We start from the raw sequence: 24,623 nt of genomic DNA, 5'->3' as shown, positions 1-24,623 counted from the left end.
GGGAATCACTTCTGCTGCGCCATCGCTGCCTTGGCCGCGGCGAAGCGGGCGATCGGCACGCGGAAGGGCGAGCAGGAGACGTAGTTAAGGCCCACCGACTGGAAGAAGTCGATCGAGTCCGGGTCACCACCGTGCTCACCGCAGACGCCGCACTTCAGGTCGGCCTTGGCGGAACGGCCCTTCTCCACGCCCGTACGCACCACGGCGCCGACTCCGTCGACGTCGATGGACTCGAACGGATTCTTCGGCAGCACACCGTCCACCACGTAGTCGGTGAGGAAGCCGTTCTCGGCATCGTCACGGCTGATTCCGATGGTGGTCTGTGTGAGGTCATTGGTGCCGAAGGAGTAGAAGTCGGCATGCTCGGCGATCTGGTCGGCCACCATCGCGGCGCGCGGCAGCTCGATCATCGTGCCGATCGTGTACGGCAGATCCTTGCCGGCCTTCTCGAACTCCTCCTTGACCGCCGCGTCGACGATGGCGCGCTGCTTCTTGAGCTCGGCCGGCAGCGCAACCAGCGGGATCATGATCTCGATGCCGATGGTCTCGCCCTCACGTTCCAGGACGGCCAGGGCTGCGCGGATGATGGCGCGTGCCTGCATGTCCGGGATCTCCGGGTACAGCATGGCCAGACGGCAGCCACGGGTGCCCAGCATGGGGTTCTGCTCGTGCAGCTTCTTCACCTGGCCGAGCACCTTGCGGGCCTCCTCCAGCTCCGCAGCGGGTGCTCCGGTGAGCTCCAGCTTCTGCACCAGGAGGCTCTGCTCCACCAGGTTCGGCAGGAATTCGTGGAGCGGCGGGTCCAGCAGGCGGACGGTGACCGGCAGGCCCTTCATGGCCGTGAAGACCGCTTCGAAGTCCGCCTGCTGCATGGGCAGGATCTTCTCCAGGGCGGCGGCTCGCTGCTCGGAATTGTCGGCGGTGATCATCTCGCGCACCGCAGGCAGACGGTCGGCGCCGAAGAACATGTGCTCGGTGCGGCACAGCCCGATGCCCTCGGCGCCCAGCTCGCGGGCCTTGCTGGCGTCCTCGAAGGTCTCGGCGTTGGCGCGCACACCCATGGTGCGCACCTCGTCGGCCCACCCGACGACCTTCTGAAAGTCTTCGTTGATCTGCGGCGGGATCAGTTCGAGGGCCTCACCGAAGACCTCACCAGTGGAGCCATTGAGGGTGATCACGTCGCCCTCGTTGAAGACCGTCTCACCGATCGTGAGCGTCTTGGCGACGGGGTCGATCTTGATGCCCGCGGCGCCGGCGACGCAGGGCTTGCCCATGCCACGCGCCACGACCGCGGCGTGCGAGGTCATGCCACCGTGGGCCGTGAGGATGCCCTGGCAGACGATAACGCCGGCGATGTCATCCGGGGTGGTCTCGAACCGCACCAGGACGATGGGCTCGCCCCTGCCACCGCGCTCGGCGGCCACCTCGGCGTCGAAGACGATCTCACCGACCGCGGCGCCGGGGCTGGCGGGCAGGCCCTTCGCAATGGCCGTGCGGCCATGGTTCGGGTCGATGGCCGGGTGCAGCAACTGGTCGAGCTGGGCGGGTTCGATGCGGTTGAGCGCCTCGGTCTTGTCGATGACCCCCTCGTCGACGAGGTCACTGGCCACCTTCAGCGCGGCGGCGGCGGTGCGCTTGCCGTTGCGGGTCTGCAGCAGGTAGAGCTTGCCATTCTCGATGGTGAACTCCATGTCCTGCATGTCCCTGTAGTGCAGCTCCATCTTCTTCATCGTGTCGATGAGTTGCTGGTAGGCCTCGGGCAGGACTTCCTGCATTTCGGCCAGCGGGCGCGGAGTACGGATACCCGCGACCACGTCCTCGCCCTGGGCATTGACCAGGAACTCACCGTAGAGCTCATTGGCACCAGTGGACGGGTTGCGGGTGAAGCACACACCGGTGGCCGACGTCTCACCTCGGTTGCCGAAGACCATCTGCATCACATTGACGGCGGTGCCGTAGTCAGCCGAGATGCCGTTGGCCTTGCGGTAGACGTCGGCGCGCGGGTTGAGCCAGCTCTTGAAGACGGCATTGATGGCGCGGTTCAGCTGCTCGACGGGGTCGGTGGTCCACTCGCCGCCCAGGGCGTCATTGCTGATCTGCTTGAACTCCTCAACCAGCTCCTTGAGGTCGTCGGCGCTCAGCTCGGTGTCCTGCTGGACCCCCTTGCGGTCCTTCATGTTGGTCAGCGCGTCCTCGTAGGCGTGGGCATCGACGCCCTCCACCACCTCGCCGTACATCTGGATGAAGCGGCGGTAGCAGTCCCACGCGAAGCGCTCGTTGCCGGACTCCTCCACGATGGCCGGGACCGTCTCGTCGCTGATGCCCAGGTTGAGGATGGTGTCCATCATGCCGGGCATGGAGACCACGGCTCCCGAACGGACGCTCAGCAGCAGCGGCTTGTCCTTGCCGCCCAGCACGCGGCCCGTGCGCTCCTCGAGACGCTTGAGGGCCTCTGCCACCTGACCAGCCAGCTCCTCGGGCCACTGGCCGCCGCGCTTCATCGTCTCGACGCTGGCCGTGGTGGTCACGGTGAAGGCATCGGGGACGGGCACGCCAACCTTGGCCATCTCGGCCACGCCTGCACCCTTGCCGCCCAGCAGGTTGCGCATGGTGGCGTCGCCCTCGTGCAGGTCGTAGATGTACTTCTCGGTCACGTGGAATCTCCTTTGGTTCCGTGCTCCGGATGGCCCGCGGCCACCCTGTGGGTCATTACCCGAGGTCATGTTCAGTTGTGCCCCACCCACAGGCGGGGAGGTTCTTGCCGTCGCCCTGGCCGCTCGTCGACGACCCGGCCTCAGGGCCTCACCATCAGACTCCCTGCCGGGCGCCGCAGCGCGGAGCCTGCCTTGCGGGCACGATCGTCGACGATGTCGATCACCCGCACCGCGGCCTCCTCCAGCGCCAGGCCGGTGGTGTCGATCACAGGGCACCCCAGACGGCGCTGGATCCTGCCGACCTCGTCGAGCTCGTCGTAGATCTGCACCAGGTCTGCATACCCGTCCTTGGTACCAAAGCCGCCCAGACCCTTGACCCGTCGGTTGCGGATGGCGAGCAACCGTTCCGGGTCGATCGTGAGCCCGACGATCCGCCAGCGGGTGAGGCCGAAGAGTTCCTCGGGCGGCGCGATGCCCGGCACCAGGGGCACATTGACCGTCTTGTATCCCAAGTAGCCCAAGTAGATGCTCAGCGGGGTCTTGCCTGATCGGGAGGCGCCGACCAGGCAGATGTCACAGTCGCGCAGGGCTTCGGGGATGGCACCGTCATCATTGCGCACGGCGAACTCCATCGCCGAGATGCGCTCGAAGTAGTCGGCCTCCACACCAACGGGACGACGCGCCACCTCGTCGGCCTCGGCACCCGTGGCGGCCTCGAAGGCGGCAAGGGTGCCGCCCAGGATGTCTGCGCAGGGCAGCGACAGCTCCTGGCAGGCGGTGGTGACCAGCGTGCGCATGTGTTCATTGACCAGCGTGAACAGCACCACCCGGCGAATGTGGGGCTCATCAGTCTGGGACCCGCGCAGCCCGTCGAAGATGGCGAACAGTGCCTCCGGGGTGCTCACGCGAGGATGCCGGACGATGGTCGCGGAGATGTTGGTGAACTGCGCCTGGGCGGCGCGCGCCAGCCGTGCCGCCGTCTCCCCGGTGGAATCGGCGATCACGTGGATCTGCAGCGGCTCCATTGCCATGGCGACAACCTACAACGTCGCACTGACGAGGCTGCGCCGGGGCCCGCCCTGCAGCACCGCGCGCGGGCCCGCGGCGGCGTCGATGCGGGTTTTCCGCCGCTCGACTGGGAGACTGGGAGCGTGCTTGAGACTGACCCTGTTGACCTGCTGATCGCCGACGAATCCCTGGACATCACCGAGGGGGCCCGTGCCCGTCGCCTCGTCCTGCTCGACGCCCCTGCGCTGGTGGAGCGTGCCCGTGACGTGGCCGATGAGGTTCTGGTGTGGAGCGACGACCTGCGCGAGCGTCAGGAGCTCCCCCCGGAGCTGCTGGCCGAGTCCCTGGTCGACGCGCTGACGGGGGCAGATCTGGTCTGGATGCGGCTGCCCAAGAGCCTCGCGGGTCTGGACGAGTACGCGGAGCTGGTGGCCAATCTGGCCGATCCCGAGGTGCGTGTCGTGGCCGGCGGCCGGGTCAAGCACATGACCCTGAGCATGAATGAGGTGCTGCTGACCCACTTCGGCTCGGTCAATGCCTCACTGGGGCGGCAGAAGTCACGCGTGCTGCACGCGCGCCTGCCCTACCCGTCGGAGGCCACGTGGCCCCGTTCGAAGAAGCATGCCGACCTCGATCTGGAACTGTGGGCCCACGGCAACACCTTCGCCGGAGCCAAGGTGGATGCGGGCACCCGCCTGCTCACCGACAATCTGGGCAGGATCGGCAAGCAGGTGGGGGGCAGCCCGTCGCAGGCCGCAGGCAATGAGGGTGGCGCCTTGCAGGTGCTTGACCTGGGATGCGGAAACGGCGTGTTGGCCACGCTGCTCTCCCGCCGTTTCCGCACGGCCCACGTGATGGCCAGCGACGTGTCCTGGGCGGCCGTCGAGGCCACCCGGCTGACCGCCGAGGCGAATGATGTCCGCGTGGACGTGCTGTGGCGCGACGGCCTGGCGGACTTCGAGACCGATTCCCTGGACATCCTGGTGACCAATCCGCCCTTCCACATTGGCCACGCCAAGGAGTCCGGCCCGGCTCTGGAGATGTTCGCACAGGCCGCGCGGGTGCTTCGTCCCGGGGGCGAATTCTGGTGTGTGTACAACTCGCACCTGCCGTGGCGCGCCCGTCTCAACGAGGTGCTGGGGCGCACCGTCGTGGTGCAGCAGAACCCGAAGTACACGGTGACCCACACCGAGGTCCGCTGACCCACCCATCAATTACTCCGGATTGATCCGGGGTAATATGGCGCCATGCCAGCACGGGTCATGCCAGCACGGGTCACGCCAGCACGAGCCAAAGGGGCCTGGATCCCCCAGCAGCACGGGGCATGGGCCATGCTCTTCGTCCCACTCGTCGTCGGGCTGACGCTGCGCAGCCACGTCGGCCTGCCGGCCTGGGCCTGGCCCCTGGCTGCCACCTGGCTGGTGGGCTACTTCTGTTTCAATGCGACGGGCCTGTGGCTCAAGGCCGCCCCGCGCCGACGGGGGCAGTACCTTCCCGCGGTGCTCACCTACGGCTTGGTCTCGGCAGCGACGGGAGTCGCCACGCTGGCGCTGGGTGGATTGCCACTGCTGTGGTGGCTGCCGGTCTACCTGCCCCTGCTGGGCACGGCCCTGTGGCTGACGAGTCGGCGCCATGACCGGGCCCTGCTCTCGGGTCTGTGCACGGTGTTGGCCGCCAGCCTGCTGGCCTGGATCCTGCCCTTCACCACCCCGCAGGCCGTGGCCAGCCATGGCCTCGACGCCCGCACCTGGCTCGCCCCTGCACTGTTCGGCTACTTCTTCGGGACCGTCTTCGTCGTCAAGACCCTCATCCGGGAGCGCAACAAGCCTGGCTGGGTGTGGGCCTCGATGGCTTGGCACTTCGCGTGGACGTTGATCGCCACGACCATGGCCGTGCTGGATGTGACCAGCTGGGGCTGGGCGGCCTTCTTCGCGGTGGGGACGCTGCGCGCCTGGGCACTGCCCTGGTTCGGACCCCAACGCGGCCGGACCATCCGCCCAGCCCAGGTGGGGGCCCTCGAGGTCGTGCTGAGCCTGGTGGCCCTGGCCCTCTGCCTGACCTGAGCACCCAACGGCCCTGAACCCCCAACGGCCCTGAACCCCCAACGGCCCTGAACCCCCAACTGGCTTGAACGGTCCTGTTGCCCAACCCCCGCAGTGGACCACCAATTGCCCGGGCGCGTGCCGCATTGCCTAATCTGTTCCCGTGCCCCAGACCGTACGCATTGTCCTGACCTCAGCCTCCGAGGTGCCCGAGTCCTTGGCCACCCTCGCCCTGGAGCAGCTGTCCAGCCCTCGTGAGGAGCGCCGAGAGTGCACGCCTTGGGGCCATGTGGCCAGTGCACTGGGCGAGCTCGATGACCTGGTCCGCACCCGGTCCCTCATCCGGGGGGCTGCCGGACGCCTCGGCATCGATGCCGCCGTCGTCGAGGAGCCACTGGCCAGCATGCCGCCCCGCCTGCTGATGATGGACGTCGACTCCACCCTGATCACCTCCGAGGTGATCGACGAAGTGGCGCACCGCGCGGGGACGGGTGAGCAGGTGGCCGCCATCACGGAGAGCGCCATGCGGGGCGAGCTGGACTTCGCGGCCTCCCTGCGGGCGCGGGTGGCCACCCTGGCTGGTCTGGATGTCTCCGTCCTGGACGAGGTGCGTCGGGAGCTGGAGTTCAGCCCCGGGGCGCTGGAGCTGATCCGCTCGGTCAAGCAGGCAGGTGGTCAGGTCGGACTGGTCTCGGGCGGTTTCACAGAGGTGGTCGAGCCCCTCGTCGAGGGGCTGGGCATCGACCACATCACCGCCAATCGGTTCGAGGTGCGCGACGGCCGTCTCACCGGACTCACTCGCGGGGAGGTCGTCGACCGGGCCGCGAAGCGCCGTCACCTGTTGCGCTGCGCCGAGCTGGCAGGCTGCACGGCCGCCCAGACCGTCGCCGTCGGCGACGGTGCCAATGATCTGGACATGCTGGGCGAGGCCGGGCTCGGCGTTGCCTATTGCGCCAAGCCGGTTGCCGCCACCCAGGCGGATGCGACGATCAGCTTCCCCCGACTGGACGCAGTGCGCGCCTTCCTGCAACTGCCGTGACGTCAGGGCCGCACGAACAGGCCGGACGTCACGGTGGAACAAACCCAGACCTGCGGTGACATCGTCGAGGCTGTACGTTTCCTGAAGGCACCCGAGCCGCCTGACCACTCATTGGTCAAGGTTCTACGCTGAGTCCGATCGGGACAGATCCTGCACCGACTGAACGCAAGGGCACCCATGAAGAGAACAGTCGCCGGCGTCATGTGCGCCGCCGCCCTGACCGCGTCGTTCGCGGTCGCCAGTCCCGCCTCCGCTGCGGGCACCACCGTCACCTCGCCGAGCTGCGGCGTGCTCAAGGTGACCAACACCACCTCGTCGGCCTGGATCACGTTGGTGGACAGCGGCGACTACGTCGAGGTGCCCGCCGGGACCACCCGCACCCTGACCGGACTGCCCGGTGGCAGCTATGTGTGGCTGGGCGCCCCCGCCACGGCCGACTACCCCAGCACCAGCGGCAGCACCCTCGTGAAGCCCTGCACCGGCTCCCCGTCGCGCCCCGTCGACGGCGACCAGAACCGCGACGGAAAGGCCGACGTGCTGGGCATCCAGGCCGGCACCGGGGACTTGTACTACTACCGCATGACGGCCACCACCCTGGCCACCGGCATCAAGGCCGGCACTGGCTGGAACAGCATGGTCTTCATGCAGCAGGTCAATGAGATCGAGGGCGAGGGCACGGGCAACTACTTGCTCGCCGTCCGCAATGACGGCACGCTGTGGCGTTACGACAACAAGGGTGCCGGACGATTCTCCAATGGAACTCGGATCGCCAGCGGCCTCGACGGGTACACGAACTTCACCATCACGGGCACCAACTCGCCGTTGAGCTTCGGCTCCCATGCACTGATCGCCAGCAAGGGCGATGTCCTGTACATGTTCGACATCATGGTCGATGGTCTGGGCGACCCGATCGAGATCGCTACCGGCTGGGGCACGACGGTGAAGACCATTGCCACGCGTGACTTCAACAAGGACCAGCTGGGAGACCTGGTCACCATCCGCGAGGACGGGACCATGTGGGCCCACACGGTCTCCCTGAGCACCGACGAGACCTTCACGACCCCGCGCCGGGTGGGTCACGGCTGGGGTGCGATGCAGACCGTGAGCTCGCCCGGCTCGCTCAACGGCGACAGCCTCAGCGATCTGATCGCCCGCCGCAGCGACGGCAACCTGTACAAGTACATCAACCAGGGCGGTGTGTGGGCCCCGGCGCAGCAGATCGGCTGGAACTGGCAGGGCATTCGCCTGCTCGCCTGACCGCAGCCCCGGCTTCGTCCGATGGCGACAGGGGTCCGATGGCGATACGGCTCTGACGGCAACTGGTGGGCTCTACCCTGGATCAGGGTGGAGCCCACCGCCATGTCCACGGGAGATCAGGTTCACGCAGGCCGGCAGGGCTGGCGAATGACCAATCCCGACCGCACCCGACGCACGTCCGATCCGGTCCCTGACAGGGGCTCCCGCCACGGTGGCCGGACATGTAACCTTTGTCCCACCAGCCCGGTACCGCCAGCGACGGCGGAGCTCGTCGGTCACCCGACGGTACACAAGGGCCCATTCTTCAAGGAGGAAAGATGGCAGGACGGATTGCCAACGAGCAGTTCCGCAGCAAGGTCATGTCGGCCGCCGACGCCGCTGCCCTGATCGAGCCCGGCAGCAAGATCGGCTTCGCCGGCTTCACCGGCTCCGGCTACCCCAAGGAATTCCCGGTTGCGCTGGCCGCCCGCATCAAGGAGGAGCGCGCCAAGGGCAGCGACTTCCGCATCGACTCGTTCACCGGCGCCTCGACCGCTCCCGAGCTCGACGGTGAGCTGGCCGGCGTCGACGGCCTGAACTTCCGCACCCCCTACCAGTCCGACCCGGTGTTGCGGAACAAGATCAACGAGGGCTCCACCTACTACTCGGACATCCACCTGAGCCACCTGGCCAACCAGATGGCCTACGGCTTCTTCGGTGACCTGGACTACGCCGTCATCGAGGCCTCCTCGATCCTGGCCGACGGCTCGGTCGTCCCCTCCTCCTCGGTGGGCATGAACCGCACCTACCTGACGCTGGCCAAGAAGATCATCATCGAGGTCAACGAGTGGCAGTCCGAGGGCCTCTACGGCATGCACGACATCTACTACGACATCGCCGAGCTGCCGCCGAACCGCAAGCCGCTGCCCATCACCAAGCCGAGCGACCGCATCGGTGACAAGGTCTACACGATCGACCCGTCGAAGGTCGTCGCAGTCATCGAGACCAGCGGCCCTGACCGCAACTCGCCCTTCAAGCCCCTGGACGAGGACTCGAAGAAGATCGCCGGCTACCTGCTGGACTTCTTCGACCAGGAGGTCAAGGCCGGCCGTCTGAACGAGCACCTGAACCCGCTGCAGTCGGGCGTGGGCAACATCGCCAATGCCGTGCTCGCCGGCCTGCTCGAGAGCGACTACGAGAACCTGACCTCCTACACCGAGGTCATCCAGGACGGCATGGTCGACCTGCTCGACTCGGGCAAGCTGACCGTCGCCTCCGCCACGGCCTTCTCGCTGTCGCCGGAGTACGCCGAGAAGATGAACGACAACGCCTCGGAGTACGCCAAGAAGATCATCCTGCGCCCCCAGGACGTCTCGAACCACCCGGAGGCCATCCGCCGCATGGGTGTCATCGCCACCAACGGCATGATCGAGGCCGACATCTACGGCAACGTGAACTCCACCCACGTGATGGGCTCGCGGATGATGAACGGCATCGGCGGTTCGGGCGACTTCACGCGCAATGCCGCGTTCAGCGTCTTCGTCTCGCCGTCGACGGCCAAGGGTGGTGACATCTCGGCCATCGTCCCGATGGTCAACCACGTCGACCACACCGAGCACGACGTCTCGGTCATCATCACCGAGCAGGGTCTGGCCGACCTGCGTGGTCTGGCTCCCCGCCAGCGCGCGAAGAAGATCATCGAGAACTGCGCCCACCCGGACTACAAGGACGCACTGCTCGACTACTTCGAGCACGCGCAGAAGGTGGCCAACGGCCAGCACACCCCGCACGACCTCACCAAGTCGCTGTCGTGGCACTCGAAGTTCCTGGCCGAGGGAACCATGAAGCCCTGACCTCCAGCGGCACCCCCGTCCCCGTGAGCTGACGGCTCGACGGCGGCGGGCACGGGAGCCCCGGATCCACCAGGATCCGGGGCTCCCGTGCGTCTGTGGTCTGGTGCGGGCGCTCCAGAAGGACCGTTGTCTGGAAACGGTTGGCTGAACGCTGTGGCTGGGACGCCCGCGCGGGGTGTCAGTCGCTGGTGAGCAACCAGCGGGCCAGCTCGTCGACGCTGTCCACCACGGCGGTGGGATTCTCCAGCATCAGGTCCGTCCGGTCGCCGGCACCCCACGTGACGGCGATCTGCGCAAGTCCCGCGGCCCTGGCCGCCTGGACGTCCACCACGGCGTCGCCGACGTAGACCGCATCCTCCGGCACCCCACCCAGCACCTCGACGGCCCGGCGGATCGGTTCCGGGTCAGGCTTGTGTGCGGTGGTGTCCTCCATCCCGACGGCCAGCGGGATGATGCCCGTCAATCCGGCCGCCGCCAGACTGCGCTCGGCCGAGGAGCGACGCTTGCTGGTGGCCACTGCGATGGCCAGTCCCGCGTCCCGGAGGTCCTGCACCAGGCCAACGACGCCGTCGTAGCTGGTCTGCAGGGCTTCCAGATTGGCCAGGTTGAACTCCATGTAGGCGTCGTGGAGCATCTGGGCGCGCTCGCCGTACGGCTCGTAGATGTCAACCAGGGTCCGCCCGATCCAGGAACGCGCCTCCCCCTCGTCGAGCTCGACTCCCAGGACCGCGGTGTGTGCATGTCTGAAGGAGGCGAGGATCAGATCGATGGTGTTGCACAGGGTGCCGTCGAGGTCGAAGACCACGGTGTGCCAGCCTGGAACGGAGTTCATGCGGCCAGCCTAGCCATCTCCACTTGCTTCACCCTTTGGGGTAGATTTCTCGTCATGCTGGAGAGCCTGCACGCGAGTGCGCACCGGACCCTGCGGGAGTGGACTGCTCCCACCGCGGGGCAACGCGCCTTGCGCGAGGCGACGCTGGGCCTGCTCGACGCGCGCGAGGACGCCTGCGAGCGGTCCTGCCTGCCCGGCCACCTCACCGCGTCCGCTCTGGTCCTCACCCCCGACGGGTTGCAGACCTGCCTGGTCCACCACCGGATCGTGCAGGCCTGGCTCCAACCGGGCGGGCACCTGGAGGCGTCGGACAGCAGTCTGGCGGGGGCTGCGCTGCGTGAAGCCCGCGAGGAGACGGGCCTGCCGGACCTGCGGATCGATCCGGTGCCGCTGCACATCGACGTGCATCCCATCACCTGCCGGGGCTCGCGCCCCACGCGCCACTTCGACGTCCGCTTCCTCGCCCTGGCAAGCCCTACACTTCCATCAATTACTGAGGAATCGAGCGATGTGCGCTGGTGGTCAACCACGAACCTCCCAGAACTCTTCGACGAAGTGCGCGAACTGGTGTCACTCGGGACCTCGAGAACCCTTGGCCACTGAACGTCCGTCCATCCAGCCCCAGCCAACCAATCCACCGGTTCCCAGCACCCCGCAGTGGAACCCCTGAAGAAGACGCAGAACCCATGTTGAACAACTCCTCCACCGCCCAGCCGGACCCCGTGCCCGAGACACCGGTGCTCGACACGCCAGTCCCCGAACCTGCCCTCCCCGCCTCCGCGTTGAGCGCGGCCCACGATCCCGGCTTCGGGGCGACGGCCGAGACGCCCACGAGTCCGGACACACCGTCGCGCCGCCGTCGCGGCCGTCGCCCCGCTGGCGCGGACACCCGCACCCAGATCCTGAACAGCGCACGTCGCCTCTTCGCCGCGAACGGCTACACCAAGGTTTCCCTGCGCGCCATCGCCCGCGATGCCGACGTGGATCCCGCCCTGGTGCACCACTACTTCCACGGCAAGCCGGCGGTCTTCTTCGCCACCATCGCGGATTCGGGGGTCAACCCCGTGGAACGCCTCGGGGCCCTGGAACTGTGCCCCCGCTCCGAATTGGGCCGCGAACTGGTGCTCACCTTCCTGGGCATCTGGGATGACGCGGCCGCCCGCGGCTCCCTGCAAACCCTCCTGCACTCCGCCGAGGTTCCCGAACAGGCGGTTCGTCCCCTGCGCGAGTTCTTCACCCAGGAGGTGCTGGCCCGCATCCCGGCGCTCGACGCCGACGGGGAGCGCGACGAGCGCGGCGCGGAACTGGCCGCGAGCCAGATCCTGGGCATGGCCATGATGCGCTACGTCTTCCAGTTGGACCACTACACCAAGGCCTCCCCCGAGGAACTGGCCGACTGGATCGGCGCCTGCGTGCAGCAGTGCCTCGACGGTCTGGCTCCCGCGACGCTGTCCTGAGCACGCTCGGCCATCCACGCTGCGACGGGCGCGCGGGGCGCCCCGTCCAGACTGCACCTCGCAGGTAGGGTGGACGCCGACGACGGCCACCGTGGCCCGACCGGCCGAACCAGGAGGTGGACGTGGACAACGCAGCAACCGCGCAGGGCGATGAACCGATCGCGACGCTGCCCCCCAACCCCCTCGTGCACCCGGACCTGCCGATCAGCGCCAACACCGGTCAGCCCCGCAGGGCCAAGCTGATGGTGGCCGCCAATGTCCTCCTGCACGGAGCCTCACTCGTCTCGGCCGCTGCCCTGGCCTGGTCCTGGTGGCGGGCGATCCACATGCACACCTTTGCCCACTCGTCGACGCTGGTGGAGCTGTGGCAACCCCGGCCGGGCGGTTGGCGCTCCGTGGTGGCCGTCACATTGGTCTTCGCCATCGGGGGCATCACGACGGCTGCGCCGGCGATCGCGGCGTTCAACTCGTGGAATGGGCACCGCTGGTCCCGCATCGCGGCCATCGTCGCCGTTGTCGTGGGGTGTCTGGGTTGGCTCATCTCCCCGTGGGCGCTGCTGGCGCCAGCTCTGGCGGCGCTCGCCACCATCCTGCTGTGGCTGCCTCCGGTGACCCGCTACTTCGGGCACTGGGAGCGCTTCCGCGCGGGCACCCCGGCGCCCCTGGCCCCTGCGGAGCGCGTGGTCTACGGACCACTGCCCCGCTACCGATGACCACGTTCAGATGACCGGCACCGGCGACATGCGCCGTGGCCGGGGCCAGCCCACTGGCCACCCTTCGATCCCGTGAGGCGATGATGGCATTCAACTTTCGAGCCCTGCTGACCGATGTGGCCAGCGCCCTGGTCAAGGAGGGGCTGCGCTCGCTCGACCGCTCCGGCCGCAGCCGGCCCACCAGCAACCGGCCTGCCGACGGAGGCCAGCAGACCCGCAGTTCGCGAGGCTCCCGTGGCCAGAGCCAGCCCACGATCGCCTACCCCGGTGACTTCACCGGCGAGCCACCCATCAGCTACCACCCCGAGCCCGGCGACCATCCCGATCCCGGTGAGGTCGTCTGGGGCTGGGTTCCCTATGAGGAGGACCACTCGCAGGGCAAGGATCGTCCCGTGCTGTTGATCGGCGAGGCCGACGGATGGCTGCTGGCCCTGCCGCTCACCAGCCAGGACCATGACCGGGATGCGGCCCAGGAGGCCAGCCAGGGCAGGTTCTGGGTCGACATCGGCAGCGGTGCGTGGGACCGCAAGGGGCGTCCGAGCGAGGCGCGGGTGGATCGGGTGGTCCGCATCGCTCCCTCATCGGTGCGCCGGACCGGGGCCGCGCTGGGCGAGGAGATCTTCCGGCAGGTCGCCAACGAGGTTCGTCGGCACGCCCGCTGAAGCCGTCAGTCCGGCATCGGCGCCGCAACCAGGTCGCGCACATTCGACGCCATCAGACCGCGGCAGCCCAGGTGGAGGGCTCGATCCCGTTCGTCGAGGGTGTTCAGTGGCCACATGACGGTGCGGCTGCCGTAGGTGCCAGCGATCCCGACCACCTCGCGCACCCGCTCGTCGCTGGCCGAGGCCTGCACTCCCACCATGTCCATCCACTTCGACGGCGCGACGTCCTTGAGGTAACCGGTCTGCTGTTCGCCGTCGAGGACATAGCCGAAGGTTCCCCAGCCCTGCATCTTGGCCTCCTCGAAGCCGGGGGCATTGATCGGGCGTTTCCACACGACCCTCAGGTCCGGCAGTCGGGAAAGCGTCTGGAAGAGTGGATCGACGGCATCGAGGGCCTTGGGCTCGGCCCACATGGTCATCTGCTCGGGCCAGGCCTCCAACAGCTCCTCGAAGCGGGTGATCGGCTGGGTGGGCTGGTCCGGGTCGTCGGTCTCCCGGGGCGTGATCCGCACCTGACGCAGCTCATCCCAGGTGCTCTGGGCGATCACCAGGCGACGATCCCCCACCCGGGAGGTGTCGACGTCGTGATGGCAGACCAGCACGCCGTCTCGCGTGCGGTGCACCGAGACCTCCATGGCGGTCAGCCGTGGCAGCCGGGCCGCGTTCTGGTAGGCGAACAGCGTCATCTCCGGCCAGTTGCGCCCGCCACCGCGATGCGCGATGACCACCGCATCCGAGTAGGGGTCCACGGTTCCGTCGCGATCTGGTGTGCAACCCGGGAGCGCAGCGATCGCCCCCAGCCCCAGGGCGGAGGTGAGCAGTGTGCGACGGGACAGATGCGTGCAGGCCATGGTCTTCCCAGCATGCCGCGGGCAGGGGCGAGGTGCGAGCCGCAGCCAGCCGGGGTGGGGGTGCGTCGAAGTCCGTGTCCACTGGGAGCGCGACCCTCCACGGGTGCGCTACACTGGCGGATGCCTCAAGGGATTCCTCAGGCATGCGGGCGTAGCTCAATGGTAGAGCGCCAGCTTCCCAAGCTGGACACGCGGGTTCGATTCCCGTCGCCCGCTCCACACTGAAGGGCCTTGCCAACGAATTGGCGAGGCCCTTCAAACAACCCAGGACACAGAGCCCAAGCCACTTCGCGCTCAATCTCTCCCGAACCACCCTCCGTCAGCGGCTCACCCCCAAGGTTCGTATCCAGTGGGATACACTCCTCGCGTGGAGATCTTCACGACGGATGCCTACGACAAGTGGTTCCGCAAACTCAAGGACACCCAAGCGAGAGCGCGCATCAGCATCGCCCTGCGCCGTTGCCAGCTACTGGGTGAGATGGTGGGCGACCTCAAACCCGTCGGAGACCAGGTCCTCGAGATGCGCTTCCACTTCGGCCCCGGATATCGCGTCTACTACACCCCCACAGGGGCGACGCCATCGTCCTGCTGCTCATCGGCGGCGACAAGACCACCCAACAAGCCGACATCGACAAGGCCAAGACTCTGGCCACCCACCTGCGAAAGGACCAGCAATGACCATCACCGTCCGCCGCTGGGACGCCAGCGACTACCTCGAGACCACCGACGACATGCTCGCCTACCTCGACGAGGCCGCCCGCACCGGCGACCCCCAGCTCCTCCAGGCCGCCCTCGGCGACATCGCCAAGGCCAAAGGCATGACCGACATCGCACGCACCGCCGGCGTCGGCCGCGAGTCCCTTTACAAGTCCCTCAGCACCACCGGCAACCCGTCCTTCCAGACCATCGCCAAGGTCATCGAAGCCCTGGGCGGCCAGATCACCATCACGCCCAAACACCAAGCCGCCTGACCCGCTCCGCGGAGTTCTCACGAAATCGAACACCGGCCGCGCGGCCCTGCCCAATCGTGCCCAATCACTCGGCAACGAACGGTCATCCACGGTCACTATCGAGTCCGTCCCACGCCTGCCACGACGCCCAGAACGACCGCTCGCCCGGATTCCCAAGCTGGACACGCGGGTTCGATTCCCGTCGCCCGCTCCACAACGAAGGGCCTTGCCAACACACAGTTGGCGAGGCCCGTCGTCATTCCCAGATCGACTGCGCGGCTCGAGTGGGTCCCACGACGGAAAGGTGTCCTTCCCGAATCCCTGGCCGGCATGAACAGCCCCTGAACCGACCGGACCAACCCCTGAATCCCCCGGAGGGCACCCGGATTGCGGTTCACAAGACCCCCCGGCATGGCCTAGGTTCGTGGCATGAGCACTCCTTCTCCCGAGATCCGTTGCGCCGACGCCGACCGCAATCTGGTGGCCGAGCTGCTCAACACCGCCTATGCCGATGGCCGCATCACCCACGAGGAACTCGAGGAGCGGCTCGATGCCACCTGGCGGGCCCGAACCTTCGGTGACCTGACGCCCCTCACCGAGGACCTCATGCCCGCACCGGGGCAGACCCTCCGGCTGCCCGCCCCCGCCCCTATGGCGGCGGGAGCTGGCGGTGTGGTGGTCGATCCCTCCGGCGCGAGCGACCAGCCGGACAACCTGGTGGGCGTCCTCAGCACGGCCCGACGTGAGGGCTCCTGGCGCCTGCGGCGCCGCACCACCGGTTTCATCATGCTCGGTGACGCGAAGATCGATCTCACCCAGGCGGTCTTCGACGCCCACGAGTGCATCGTCACCGTCCCCGTCGTGATGGGTGACATCAAGATCAAGGTTCCCCAAGGTGTTCACGTGCGTGACGAGACCACCTGCGTCATGGGTGAGGTGACCATGAAGGGCATGGTGCCGACTCCACCCCACGCCCCCACCGTCGTGCTGCGTGGCCTGGTCCTGCTGGGCGAGATCAAGGTGCTGGGTCCCCAGCACCAAGGGCTCGGCCAGCGCCTCGGCCTGACCCGCTGATCCGCCCCCTCCCTCGGTCTGATGAATCCGACGACAGGGTGAGGACATCGGGCTGGGCGCCCCCTACATTTGGGGCGTGGAGACCTTCGACGCCCCCGTGGACAGCTGGCACCCTCTTTCACCGCGCTACCTGACCATGAAGCGGTTGATGATCCTCATCGTCTGGCCCATCCTGCTGCTGCCGGCCTGTGCAGCCCTGGGTTGGTTCCACGAGTGGTGGTCTGGTGCGGTTCTGGCGGCTCTCTGCGCCGGGTGGATCTTCTACCGTTGGCACCGGATGGGACGGGTGTACCGCCAGTGGGGCTATGCCGAGCGCGAGACGGACCTCTACATCCGTGAGGGCCTGATGTGGCGTCGCCTGACCGTCGTGCCGTACGGCCGGATGCAGGTGGTCACCGTGAACTCGGGGCCGATCGAGCGGCACTTCGGTCTGGCCACCGTGACCCTGGAGACCGCGTCCGCGGGTACCGACGCGACGATTCCGGGACTCCCCCAGGCTGACGCGGACATGCTGCGAGACCGCCTCAGCCAGCTCGGCGAGCAGCAGGCGGTGGGCCTGTGACCGAGCCCGAACGTCTGAGCCCCGTACCTGCCACCCCAGAGGCCACGGAAGCTGCCCCGCCCGACGCCATGGCGCCGCCTGCCGATCCCCCGGCCGCGCCGCTGATGGAACGTCCGCACCCGGCCACGCCGATCATCAAGGGTTGGATGGCGCTCGTGGGTCTGGCCTTCGTCGTCGGACAGGACGTGGTGGAGAACCTGGGCAAGAGCGGCGGCGCGCAGGCCTTGAGCCTGCGCGACCTGGGATTCCTGGGGGCTCTCCTGGCGGCCTACGTGGTGCTGACCGGCATCGTCGGCTATTTCAGCTGGCGTTTCACCCGATTCGTCGTCGATGACCACCAGCTTCGGATCGAGCACAACTTCATCCAGCACAATTCAGACCAGGTTCCCTTCACCAAGATCCAGTCGGTCGACGTCGTGCAGCCCCTGGCCGCCCGCCTGCTGGGCCTGGCGCAGCTGCGCATCGACGTCGGATCCGGCGCCGGCAAGACCATCGAGTACTTGGGCCGAGCCCGGGCCTACCAGATGCGGGACTACCTGGTGGCCCGAGCGCACGGCCACCAGGTGACGGTAGAACAGTCGGCCGCCAGCCGCGGCACCGCCGACATCCTGCACGATCTGGCGCCGGACGAGCGGGTCTTGCTCCGGGTGCCTCCGCAGCGGCTGGTGCTCGCTGCCGTCCTGTCGTCGGGCTTCCTCATCACCCTGGTGCTGAGCGCCGTGGCGATCGCCAGCATGGTCTGGTTCCGGCAGTTCGGCGCCCTGGTCGGCGTCATCCCGCTGGTCTCAGGGCTGGTCACCATCATTGGCAATGACGTCATCAAGCAGTGGAACTACTCCTTGGTCCGGTCCGGGCAGGCGCTCAAGGTGAGCCGGGGCATGACCAGCCTGGTCAGCCAGACGCTGCCGACCAGTCGCATCCAGGGCCTGCAGATCACCCAGCACCAGTTGTGGCGCCCCTTCGGCCTCTACCGCGTGAAGATGGACGTCCTGGGCTACGGCGGTGGGGATGCCGAGAAGGAGGCCAGCGACGTGCTGCTCCCGGCCGGCACCTGGCAGGAGGTGGAACTGGCCATCGACGCCGTCTGGCCCGGCTTCCGGCTCTCGTCGATCGAGATGCACGGTGTGGACCGGCGGGTGCGCACGATCCACCCCTTCATCTGGAAGAGCTTCCAGTGGGGCCTGGACGACGATGTGATCGTGGCCCGCAATGGTGGCCTGGTGCACGAGACGAAGATCGTCCACCACGCCCGAGTGCAGTCCGTCCACCTGAAAGCCGGTCCGGTCCAGCGCCGGATGGGTCTGGCCGACGTCCAGGTGGACACCACGGCCGGCATCTTCGGCACCTGCACACTGCAGGAACTGGATGCACCGCTGGCCCGCACCCTCGTCCTGGACGAGATGGACCGCTGCCGCGAAGCCCGGCGACGCGATGCTCAACGAGCAGCCCTGGATGCGCTGCCAGCACCGCAGCCGCCTGATCCGGCCGAGCAACCGACGTCCCCGGTGCCCGAGCCGGATGCCCTGCCACCGGCGGACCCCGGTCCGTACCCACCACCCGACTCCCCGTGGGCGAGGCCAAAGGTCTGATCACCCCTACGGGGGACGGGTCAGGAGGCTTCGACCTTCTCGATGGCGTCCAACAGGGTCTCCGCCCTGGCCCGCCAGGAGTGCTGGTCCGCGAAGTCCCGGCGGCGCAGCTCCAGCTGGGCGTCACGGGGCTCATCCACCCGCTGCAAGACCTTGGCCGCGAAGGCCTCGGGTCCGGCCGCCTCGTCCACCAGATCGGTGTCCAGCAGTCGGAGCGAGTCCAGTGGGGTCGAAACCACCGGCAATCCGATGGCCAGATATTCGAGCGTCTTCAGCGGGAAGCTCGCCCGGTTGAAGTCATTGGTGGCATAGGGCGTGATGCCCACGGAGGCGCTGGCCAGCAACCCGACCACCTCGTGGTGCGGAACCGGGCCACGCCAGTCGACGTCCGGGCGGGCCAGGAGGGCATCCAGTCGGCGCCCCACCTCCGGGTCACGATCGCTGCGCGGCCCGAGGATGCGGAGCGTGACGCCGGCATTGACGACGGCCTCGAGCAGGTTGATGTCCAGACGTTCGTTGAGCTGGCCCACGAGGACTGCGCAGCGGTCCCGATCCACCTCGGGAAGCACGTCCGGCACCGTCGCGGCATTGGGCACCAGCACCACCGAACGGCGCGGCGCGAGCGGGGTGAGCTGGTCCACCAGATCCGTGGAAACGGCGCTGACCACGTCGGCCACGGCGATGTTCTGGTTCAGCAGGCGCTCCATCCACGCGGCGTCGAGCCCCATCATGGGTGCACCCGCCACCCAGTCGTCGGTGACGTGCAGCACGCGGACCCCGCCCCAGTGCCGCGGCAGGCTCACCCTGGAGGAGGCGGACATCGTCGCCCAGACCGGGCCGAGCTTCTGGAGCATTGCCCTGACGGCCAGGTGCTGGTGCAGCTCGGCGATCTTTCGCAGGCCGGGGCGAGTCAGCCCTGGGACCGTGGAGACCTTGAGGACGCGGACGCCCTGCTCGACGTGCTCGATGGAGGGCACTGGCTGCCGCGAGCGGTGCACCGAGACAGTGGGATCCACCCAGCACACGTCCACATACTCGGCCAGGGCTCGTGCCAGGTGGTGGTCTGTGGCGGGCAACCCGTCCCAGAAGTTCCCGGACCAGAGCACCAACAGCTTTCGCTTGGACATCTTCCCCCTCGGTTGCTGCCGGTCCGTTCCCCGTATGGCTTCCCGGCCTTCTTCACACTAGACGGCACTTTTCGGCGAGGTGCATGTGGCTCGTACTACCAAGAATCACTTCAGCCCTAGTCAGCCCCCGCTCAAGGCCCTGGATTCGCTGGGAGCGAAATGTCGGATTTCCTTCCAGAGAAGACTTTCAGCCAGTCAGACGAGTTCTGGGCGGCGGCCCCAGAGCAGCTTGGGCGCTAGGCTGGGCGCGACCTATCGGGGAGGTCCGCGGCGGGGTGACGCAGGTCATCGCCGGCGCACGGGACCGCCCCCTTGAGACCGCCCGCCAGCTCCGGACCAGGATGGATCGATGGACACCTCGCAGCCCCAGTCAGCCGCCAGCCGCCGCCCCGTGGTGACCGCGGTGGTCGTCACCTACAACTCATCCGACGAGATCGAGAACCTGCTCGACTCCCTGCCGGCCGGGGCCACGGATGCCCTCGACCTGCGGGTCCTCGTGGTGGACAATTCCTCCAGCGATGACACGGTGGAGAAGGTCCGTCGGCGAGGCGATGCCAGGCTCGTCCCCTCCGGCGGAAATGTCGGCTACGCCGCAGGCATCAATGTGGCGCGCGAGCACCTCGACGACGAAGCTGACGCGATCGCAATCCTGAACCCTGACCTGGTGGTGGAGCCCGGGTCCCTGCTGGCCCTGGTGGAGCCGCTGCTGCAGGACGCCTCGATCGGCGTCACGGTGCCCTTCGTCTCCAATTCGGACGGCACCCCCTTCCACTCGCTGCGGCGCGATCCGTCGATCCTGTCCCAGGTGGGCGAAGCGGCCTTCGGCGCCCAGTGGGCCAGCCGGCCGGTGGTGCTCGGCGACACCCTGCGCACGGCCGAGCAGTACAGCTCGGAACGCGACGTCGACTGGGCCAGCGGCGCTGCCCTGATGATCAGCCGAGCCTGCAACCAGGCCGTCGGCGAATGGCGCGAGGACTTCTTCCTGTACTCCGAGGAGACGGACTTCGCCCGACGCGCCCGACGTCTCGGCTTCCGGATCCGTTACATCCCCAGCGCCCGCTGCGAGCACATCGGTGGCGCGTCGGGCTCCTCACCCCAGCTCGAAGCCCTGATGGAGGTCAACAAGCTGCGCGACTACGAGAGCAACCACGGGCCGCTCTCCAGCGCGCTCTTCCGGGCGGTGCTCACGGCGCAGCACGCCGTGCGGGCCCCTCGCAAGCCCGGCTCCCGGGCCGCCGTCGGATACCTGGCTCGACGAGGAACCTGGAACCAGCTGCCCAAGGGTGAGCCCCGCCCCGGCGGCAACCAGATTCGTCCCGCCGCCAGCGGTGCCGACCAGACTTCGCAGACCACCCGCACGGGGCGCTGACATGGCATCGATCGTCATCCCGGCCCACAACGAGGCCATGGTCATCGGCCGCACCCTCGAGTCCTTGGCTGACGGCAATCTGCACGAGGGCATCCGAGTCCTCGTCGCGTGCAATGGCTGCACCGATGACACCATCCAGATCGCCAACAGCTTCGCCGACCGCTTGCCGATCGAGGTGATCGACCTCCCGGTCGCCTCCAAGCAGGCCGCCCTGAACGGTGCCGACGAGCACCTGGGTGACTCGGAGGATGCCTTTCCCCGCATCTACCTGGACGCAGACATCGCAGCCCCGTCCAGCGCCATCAATGCCGTGGTGGACGCCCTCAGCGAAACGAACCTCTTGGCTGCGCGACCGCCGTTGGAGTACCGCACCGCCAGCGCCGACCGCCTGGTCCAAGCCTACTACCGCGCCCGCTCGCGCACACCCGGGGTCCTCCGCTCCCTGTGGGGGGCTGGTATCTATGCCGTCTCCCGAGCAGGCCGCTCCCGGTGGGGCGAGTTCCCGCTGCAGGCACCCGACGACCTGTTCGTGGACTCCCGCTTCACCGACGACGAGAAGGCCGTGCTGGACTGCGCCCCCGTTCCCGTTGAGGTGCCCCGCACGTCCAAGGCCCTGCTCAAGACCCTGCAGCGGGTGCACCGGCCGTCCCAGGACGTGGTGGAGGAGGCCCATGACGCTCCTTCATCGTCGGGCGGGACCCTGGTGCAGCTCCTCAAGGGCAATCGCCGCGCCCCGCTGGATGCCGCAACCTATGTGGGCTTCTCTGTGGGCGCTCGCGTGGCCAATCTGGTGCAGCAGCGCAAGGGACATTCCGGGGCCAGCTGGGAACGCGACGAGACCAGCCGGTGAACTCTTGAAGGCGACTGGGACGGATGTGCCGATCCATCCCTGAAGCAATTGTGAAGATTTACTGAGGATCGCTATGCTCCTCTCAGTTTGGGCTGATCCAGACCACTTTCCTGACACGGAGCACGCATGACCTCGAAATCTCGTCGGCCGCGCACTGGCGCTCTGGCACTCACTGCACTCGTCGCAACCACCCTCACGAGCGGCTGCTACCCGGTGGTGACCCCACCCCAGCCGATGGAGAGCCACTCGACGGCTCCCGAACCCGCCCCCAGCACCCTGCCGGAGGAGGAGACCGCCGCACGCCCCGTCGCTACCCCGTCGCAGACCGCCTCGACGTCCGCCAGCCCGAGCGTGACCCCCACGCCCAGCACGACGCCCACGCCCACCGCCTCCCCAAGCGCGAGCACCACTCCCACCGCCTCGGCGCTCCCCAGCTCGAGCCCGAGCCGCGCTCAGGAGATGGTCGCTGCAGACGCGGAGCCCGCCACCCCCAGCCGGCGTCCCGCAGCCACCGGCGCCATCGGGGACCTTGGGCTGCCCATGGTCCCGTGGGAGGGCGGCCCCCAGTACTGGGCCAAGTACCCGAATGCCAATGCATCCGGTTGGTCGAAGGACGACCACTTCCCGATCGCCATCTGGTGGGGCGGGGTCAGCACCGACGAGGAGGTGCAGCACGACAAGGCCCTGGGCATCAACACCTATGTGGAGATGGACCCCAGCACCAAGTACGAGCTCTTCGAGCGCAATGACGTGTACTGGATCGGACCCAAGCTGAACTCGAGCTTCACCGACCAGTCCACCCACTGGGTGGGCAACTTCATGGACGACGAGGTGGACGGCCGCTTCGAGCCCGCCGAGGGCCTCGCTCGCATGCGCGCCTCGCGCGAGGCCGGCAAGAAGACCCCGCGATTCAACTATGCCAACTTCACCGGCATGGTGGTCAGCAGTCACTTCGACTACGGCGACGACTACCTCGCCCTGACCGACGCGGCCAGCATGGACATGTACTGGTACACCGTGCCCTACTGCGACTGGGACAACCACCGCGAGGACTACTACATCTTCCCGGTGAAGAAGGCCCACTGCCGCACGTCGTCGAGCTACGGCCAGGTGATGAACGGCATGCGTGAGCAGGACGCGAAGGACGGCCATCTGCAGCCGCTGTGGAACTTCATCGAGATGGCTGACCCGACGCTTCCCGACACTGCCTCGCGCGGCCCAATCCGCCCCGAGCAGCTCAAGGGCGCGGCCATGAGTTCCGTGATCAACGAGGCCCGTGGCCTCATCTACTACAACCAGGACTACAAGGCCTGCCACAACGGCAACCTGATCCGACGTGCCCAGCTGGACCGGAACTTCTGCGCGAAGGAGCAGGTCAAGGCCATGGGCGAGGTGAACAACTTCATCCAGTCCCTGGCGCCGGTGCTGAACACCCAGTCGCACGAGTGGGACTTCGGCAAGGGTCTGGACACGATGCTGAAGACCAAGGACGGCTCCGCCTATGTCTTCGCCATGGTGGACGGCACCGACCATGCCGGCAGCCGCACCTTCACGCTGCCGGAGCAGCTGAAGGGCCACCGCATCGAGGTGGTTGGAGAGAACCGGACCATCACCCCGAATGCCGACGGCACCTTCACCGACCACTTCGCCGCCGAGTACACCTACCACGTGTACAAGATCGGCTGATCGCCGGACCGGTGGTCGCAGGTCATGAGCGAAGGGGTCCCTGCTCCCGTTGGGAGCAGGGACCCCTTCGCTTTTTCGACGGCCGAGCGTGTCGACGACCGTCTGGGGGCGGCCAGGCGGTCAGCCCCTGCCGACGCGCTGCGCGAGACGACGCGCTCCGGAGATCGTCCCACGCGCCAGACGCCCGCCGCGGTACTTGACCTCGTCGAAGCGTTCCTTGCCCAGGGCCCGGACCAGACCCGCCCGCACGCCGGAGCGGGCCGAGTCCCGCGCCCTGCGAAGCGGTGCCTCGACCAGGGTGTCGCGGGCGCGCTCGGCCATCGTCGGGGCCTGCACGCCGTCCAGGAGCCCGGGGAAGGTAGTCAGGAAGGGCCCCGGCTCCACCATCCGACCGCGGACCCGATTGCTGACATTCGCCCCGTGGATCACCTGGAGCCACCCTGGAGCACCCTCTACCTCCACCACCGGCATGTGCAGGTTCAATCTGTTGTGCCAGTCGACCCAACAGGTCACCAGGTCCGAGAGATCCTCCCGCACGGCGCAGAAGGCATTGACCCGGTCCTCGCGCGCGTAGATCCGACTGCCATTGGTGATCAAGCCGTTGACGAGGTAGATGGCTTGCCGCTCGGCCACCACATCGGCCGTGCGCAGGCGCAGCACGAAGTCATTGGACAGACCGTCGTCATTGTCGAGATTCGAGGTCACCACGGCCCCCGAGTCCCGGCCGACGACGCGGCGGATGTCGTCAGCCCTCTCCTGCCCCGAGACCGATTCCCGCAGGATCGGAGTGAGCAGCCCCTCGCGCTCCCAGACATCCATCCGGTCCAACAGCCACTGGGGGCTCTGGGTGTCCAGGTAGACGATCCAGTGCACGTCATCGGTCAGCTGGGAACGAACCGACGGCACGGTGTACTTGTCGAAGAGTTCGATGCGTTCGCGGAGCCATCCCTCACGAGCGCGGATGAGGCTCTCCACCCCTTCCGTGGGGAGGTTGAACCGAGTCAGGAAGACATGGGCGGTGGACATGGTGCTCCCAAGGTTTCGTGTCGGGTGGATGGTGTTCCGTGAC

Annotated in this window: 22 protein-coding genes, 1 tRNA gene and 1 pseudogene; 18 read left to right on the top strand and 6 right to left on the bottom strand. The window is 67.7% G+C overall.

Annotated features, from left to right (window positions below; genetic code table 11):
• Window positions 1-5: 5 nt before the first annotated feature.
• Both ppdK and ACTQ49_RS07220 read right to left on the bottom strand, forming a co-directional pair.
• Window positions 6-2,654, bottom strand: coding sequence for a pyruvate, phosphate dikinase (ppdK, locus tag ACTQ49_RS07225; protein WP_441827173.1), 2,649 nt, complete (start codon window positions 2,652-2,654; stop codon window positions 6-8).
• Window positions 2,655-2,794: 140 nt separating this feature from the next.
• A complete protein-coding gene (locus ACTQ49_RS07220) occupies window positions 2,795-3,685 on the bottom strand; it encodes a pyruvate, water dikinase regulatory protein (RefSeq protein WP_441827172.1) in 891 nt (296 codons plus the stop codon).
• A gap of 120 nt (window positions 3,686-3,805) precedes the next feature.
• On the opposite strand from ACTQ49_RS07220, the gene ACTQ49_RS07215 reads away from it, so the two are divergent.
• The 5 genes from ACTQ49_RS07215 (at window position 3,806) to ACTQ49_RS07195 (ending at window position 9,832) form a co-directional block, all read left to right on the top strand.
• The gene (locus tag ACTQ49_RS07215; RefSeq protein ID WP_441827171.1) at window positions 3,806-4,864 is read left to right on the top strand and encodes a class I SAM-dependent methyltransferase; all 1,059 of its coding nucleotides are present in this window, start codon (window positions 3,806-3,808) and stop codon (window positions 4,862-4,864) included.
• Between the two features lie 45 nt (window positions 4,865-4,909).
• Complete coding sequence (locus ACTQ49_RS07210; protein ID WP_441827170.1) at window positions 4,910-5,725, top strand: YwiC-like family protein; 816 nt, start codon at window positions 4,910-4,912, stop codon at window positions 5,723-5,725.
• Between the two features lie 142 nt (window positions 5,726-5,867).
• The gene (gene serB, locus ACTQ49_RS07205; protein WP_441827169.1) at window positions 5,868-6,743 is read left to right on the top strand and encodes a phosphoserine phosphatase SerB; all 876 of its coding nucleotides are present in this window, start codon (window positions 5,868-5,870) and stop codon (window positions 6,741-6,743) included.
• Window positions 6,744-6,920: 177 nt separating this feature from the next.
• A complete protein-coding gene (locus ACTQ49_RS07200) occupies window positions 6,921-8,000 on the top strand; it encodes a hypothetical protein (RefSeq protein ID WP_441827168.1) in 1,080 nt (359 codons plus the stop codon).
• A 317-nt stretch (window positions 8,001-8,317) separates the two neighbouring features.
• Complete coding sequence (locus tag ACTQ49_RS07195; protein ID WP_441827167.1) at window positions 8,318-9,832, top strand: acetyl-CoA hydrolase/transferase family protein; 1,515 nt, start codon at window positions 8,318-8,320, stop codon at window positions 9,830-9,832.
• Between the two features lie 178 nt (window positions 9,833-10,010).
• Here ACTQ49_RS07195 and ACTQ49_RS07190 read toward each other — a convergent pair whose 3' ends face one another.
• Window positions 10,011-10,664 (bottom strand): HAD family hydrolase, encoded by a 654-nt coding sequence (locus ACTQ49_RS07190; protein WP_441827166.1) that lies wholly within the window; start codon window positions 10,662-10,664, stop codon window positions 10,011-10,013.
• Between the two features lie 54 nt (window positions 10,665-10,718).
• Here ACTQ49_RS07190 and ACTQ49_RS07185 point away from each other — a divergent pair, with 54 nt between their 5' ends.
• The 4 genes from ACTQ49_RS07185 (at window position 10,719) to ACTQ49_RS07170 (ending at window position 13,496) form a co-directional block, all read left to right on the top strand.
• Window positions 10,719-11,267 carry an NUDIX hydrolase gene (locus ACTQ49_RS07185; RefSeq protein ID WP_441827165.1) on the top strand — a complete coding sequence of 183 codons (549 nt, stop codon included), beginning with the start codon at window positions 10,719-10,721 and terminating at the stop codon, window positions 11,265-11,267.
• 83 nt (window positions 11,268-11,350) lie between these two features.
• Complete coding sequence (locus ACTQ49_RS07180; RefSeq protein WP_441827164.1) at window positions 11,351-12,121, top strand: TetR/AcrR family transcriptional regulator; 771 nt, start codon at window positions 11,351-11,353, stop codon at window positions 12,119-12,121.
• A 122-nt stretch (window positions 12,122-12,243) separates the two neighbouring features.
• Window positions 12,244-12,834 carry a hypothetical protein gene (locus ACTQ49_RS07175; protein WP_441827163.1) on the top strand — a complete coding sequence of 197 codons (591 nt, stop codon included), beginning with the start codon at window positions 12,244-12,246 and terminating at the stop codon, window positions 12,832-12,834.
• Between the two features lie 80 nt (window positions 12,835-12,914).
• The gene (locus ACTQ49_RS07170; protein WP_441827162.1) at window positions 12,915-13,496 is read left to right on the top strand and encodes a type II toxin-antitoxin system PemK/MazF family toxin; all 582 of its coding nucleotides are present in this window, start codon (window positions 12,915-12,917) and stop codon (window positions 13,494-13,496) included.
• 5 nt (window positions 13,497-13,501) lie between these two features.
• Here the strand turns inward: ACTQ49_RS07170 and ACTQ49_RS07165 are convergent, their stop codons facing one another.
• Window positions 13,502-14,347, bottom strand: coding sequence for a glycerophosphodiester phosphodiesterase (locus tag ACTQ49_RS07165; RefSeq protein WP_441827161.1), 846 nt, complete (start codon window positions 14,345-14,347; stop codon window positions 13,502-13,504).
• 145 nt (window positions 14,348-14,492) lie between these two features.
• On the opposite strand from ACTQ49_RS07165, the gene ACTQ49_RS07160 reads away from it, so the two are divergent.
• From ACTQ49_RS07160 to ACTQ49_RS07135, 6 genes and pseudogenes are all read left to right on the top strand, one after another.
• Window positions 14,493-14,566 (top strand) — tRNA-Gly (locus tag ACTQ49_RS07160).
• A 130-nt stretch (window positions 14,567-14,696) separates the two neighbouring features.
• Window positions 14,697-14,906: pseudogene (locus ACTQ49_RS07155) on the top strand (type II toxin-antitoxin system RelE/ParE family toxin); the annotation flags it as partial.
• Window positions 14,907-15,021: 115 nt separating this feature from the next.
• Window positions 15,022-15,318, top strand: coding sequence for an addiction module antidote protein (locus ACTQ49_RS07150; RefSeq protein WP_441827160.1), 297 nt, complete (start codon window positions 15,022-15,024; stop codon window positions 15,316-15,318).
• Window positions 15,319-15,726: 408 nt separating this feature from the next.
• Complete coding sequence (locus ACTQ49_RS07145) at window positions 15,727-16,371, top strand: DUF1707 SHOCT-like domain-containing protein (protein ID WP_441827159.1); 645 nt, start codon at window positions 15,727-15,729, stop codon at window positions 16,369-16,371.
• A 76-nt stretch (window positions 16,372-16,447) separates the two neighbouring features.
• Complete coding sequence (locus ACTQ49_RS07140; RefSeq protein WP_441827158.1) at window positions 16,448-16,933, top strand: PH domain-containing protein; 486 nt, start codon at window positions 16,448-16,450, stop codon at window positions 16,931-16,933.
• Complete coding sequence (locus tag ACTQ49_RS07135) at window positions 16,930-18,522, top strand: PH domain-containing protein (RefSeq protein ID WP_441827157.1); 1,593 nt, start codon at window positions 16,930-16,932, stop codon at window positions 18,520-18,522. The genes ACTQ49_RS07140 and ACTQ49_RS07135 overlap by 4 nt, the downstream gene beginning before the upstream one ends.
• A 20-nt stretch (window positions 18,523-18,542) precedes the next feature.
• Here ACTQ49_RS07135 and ACTQ49_RS07130 read toward each other — a convergent pair whose 3' ends face one another.
• On the bottom strand, window positions 18,543-19,649 hold the full coding sequence (locus tag ACTQ49_RS07130; RefSeq protein ID WP_441827156.1) for a glycosyltransferase: 1,107 nt from the start codon (window positions 19,647-19,649) through the stop codon (window positions 18,543-18,545).
• A gap of 349 nt (window positions 19,650-19,998) precedes the next feature.
• Between ACTQ49_RS07130 and ACTQ49_RS07125 the strand changes: the two genes are divergently transcribed.
• From ACTQ49_RS07125 to ACTQ49_RS07115, 3 genes are all read left to right on the top strand, one after another.
• Complete coding sequence (locus tag ACTQ49_RS07125; RefSeq protein ID WP_441827155.1) at window positions 19,999-21,018, top strand: glycosyltransferase family 2 protein; 1,020 nt, start codon at window positions 19,999-20,001, stop codon at window positions 21,016-21,018.
• Between the two features lies 1 nt (window position 21,019).
• Window positions 21,020-21,868, top strand: coding sequence for a glycosyltransferase (locus ACTQ49_RS07120; protein ID WP_441827154.1), 849 nt, complete (start codon window positions 21,020-21,022; stop codon window positions 21,866-21,868).
• A 126-nt stretch (window positions 21,869-21,994) separates the two neighbouring features.
• Window positions 21,995-23,554 carry a hypothetical protein gene (locus ACTQ49_RS07115; protein WP_441827153.1) on the top strand — a complete coding sequence of 520 codons (1,560 nt, stop codon included), beginning with the start codon at window positions 21,995-21,997 and terminating at the stop codon, window positions 23,552-23,554.
• A gap of 120 nt (window positions 23,555-23,674) precedes the next feature.
• On the opposite strand, the gene ACTQ49_RS07110 is transcribed toward ACTQ49_RS07115, so the two are convergent.
• Window positions 23,675-24,580 carry a glycosyltransferase gene (locus ACTQ49_RS07110; protein WP_441827152.1) on the bottom strand — a complete coding sequence of 302 codons (906 nt, stop codon included), beginning with the start codon at window positions 24,578-24,580 and terminating at the stop codon, window positions 23,675-23,677.
• Window positions 24,581-24,623 lie beyond the last annotated feature (43 nt).

The organism is Luteococcus sp. Sow4_B9 (assembly GCF_052116585.1).
Lineage (GTDB): Bacteria > Actinomycetota > Actinomycetes > Propionibacteriales > Propionibacteriaceae > Luteococcus.
Note: the sequence above shows the minus strand (reverse complement) of the source record. Positions and strands in the feature narration are given on the sequence as shown.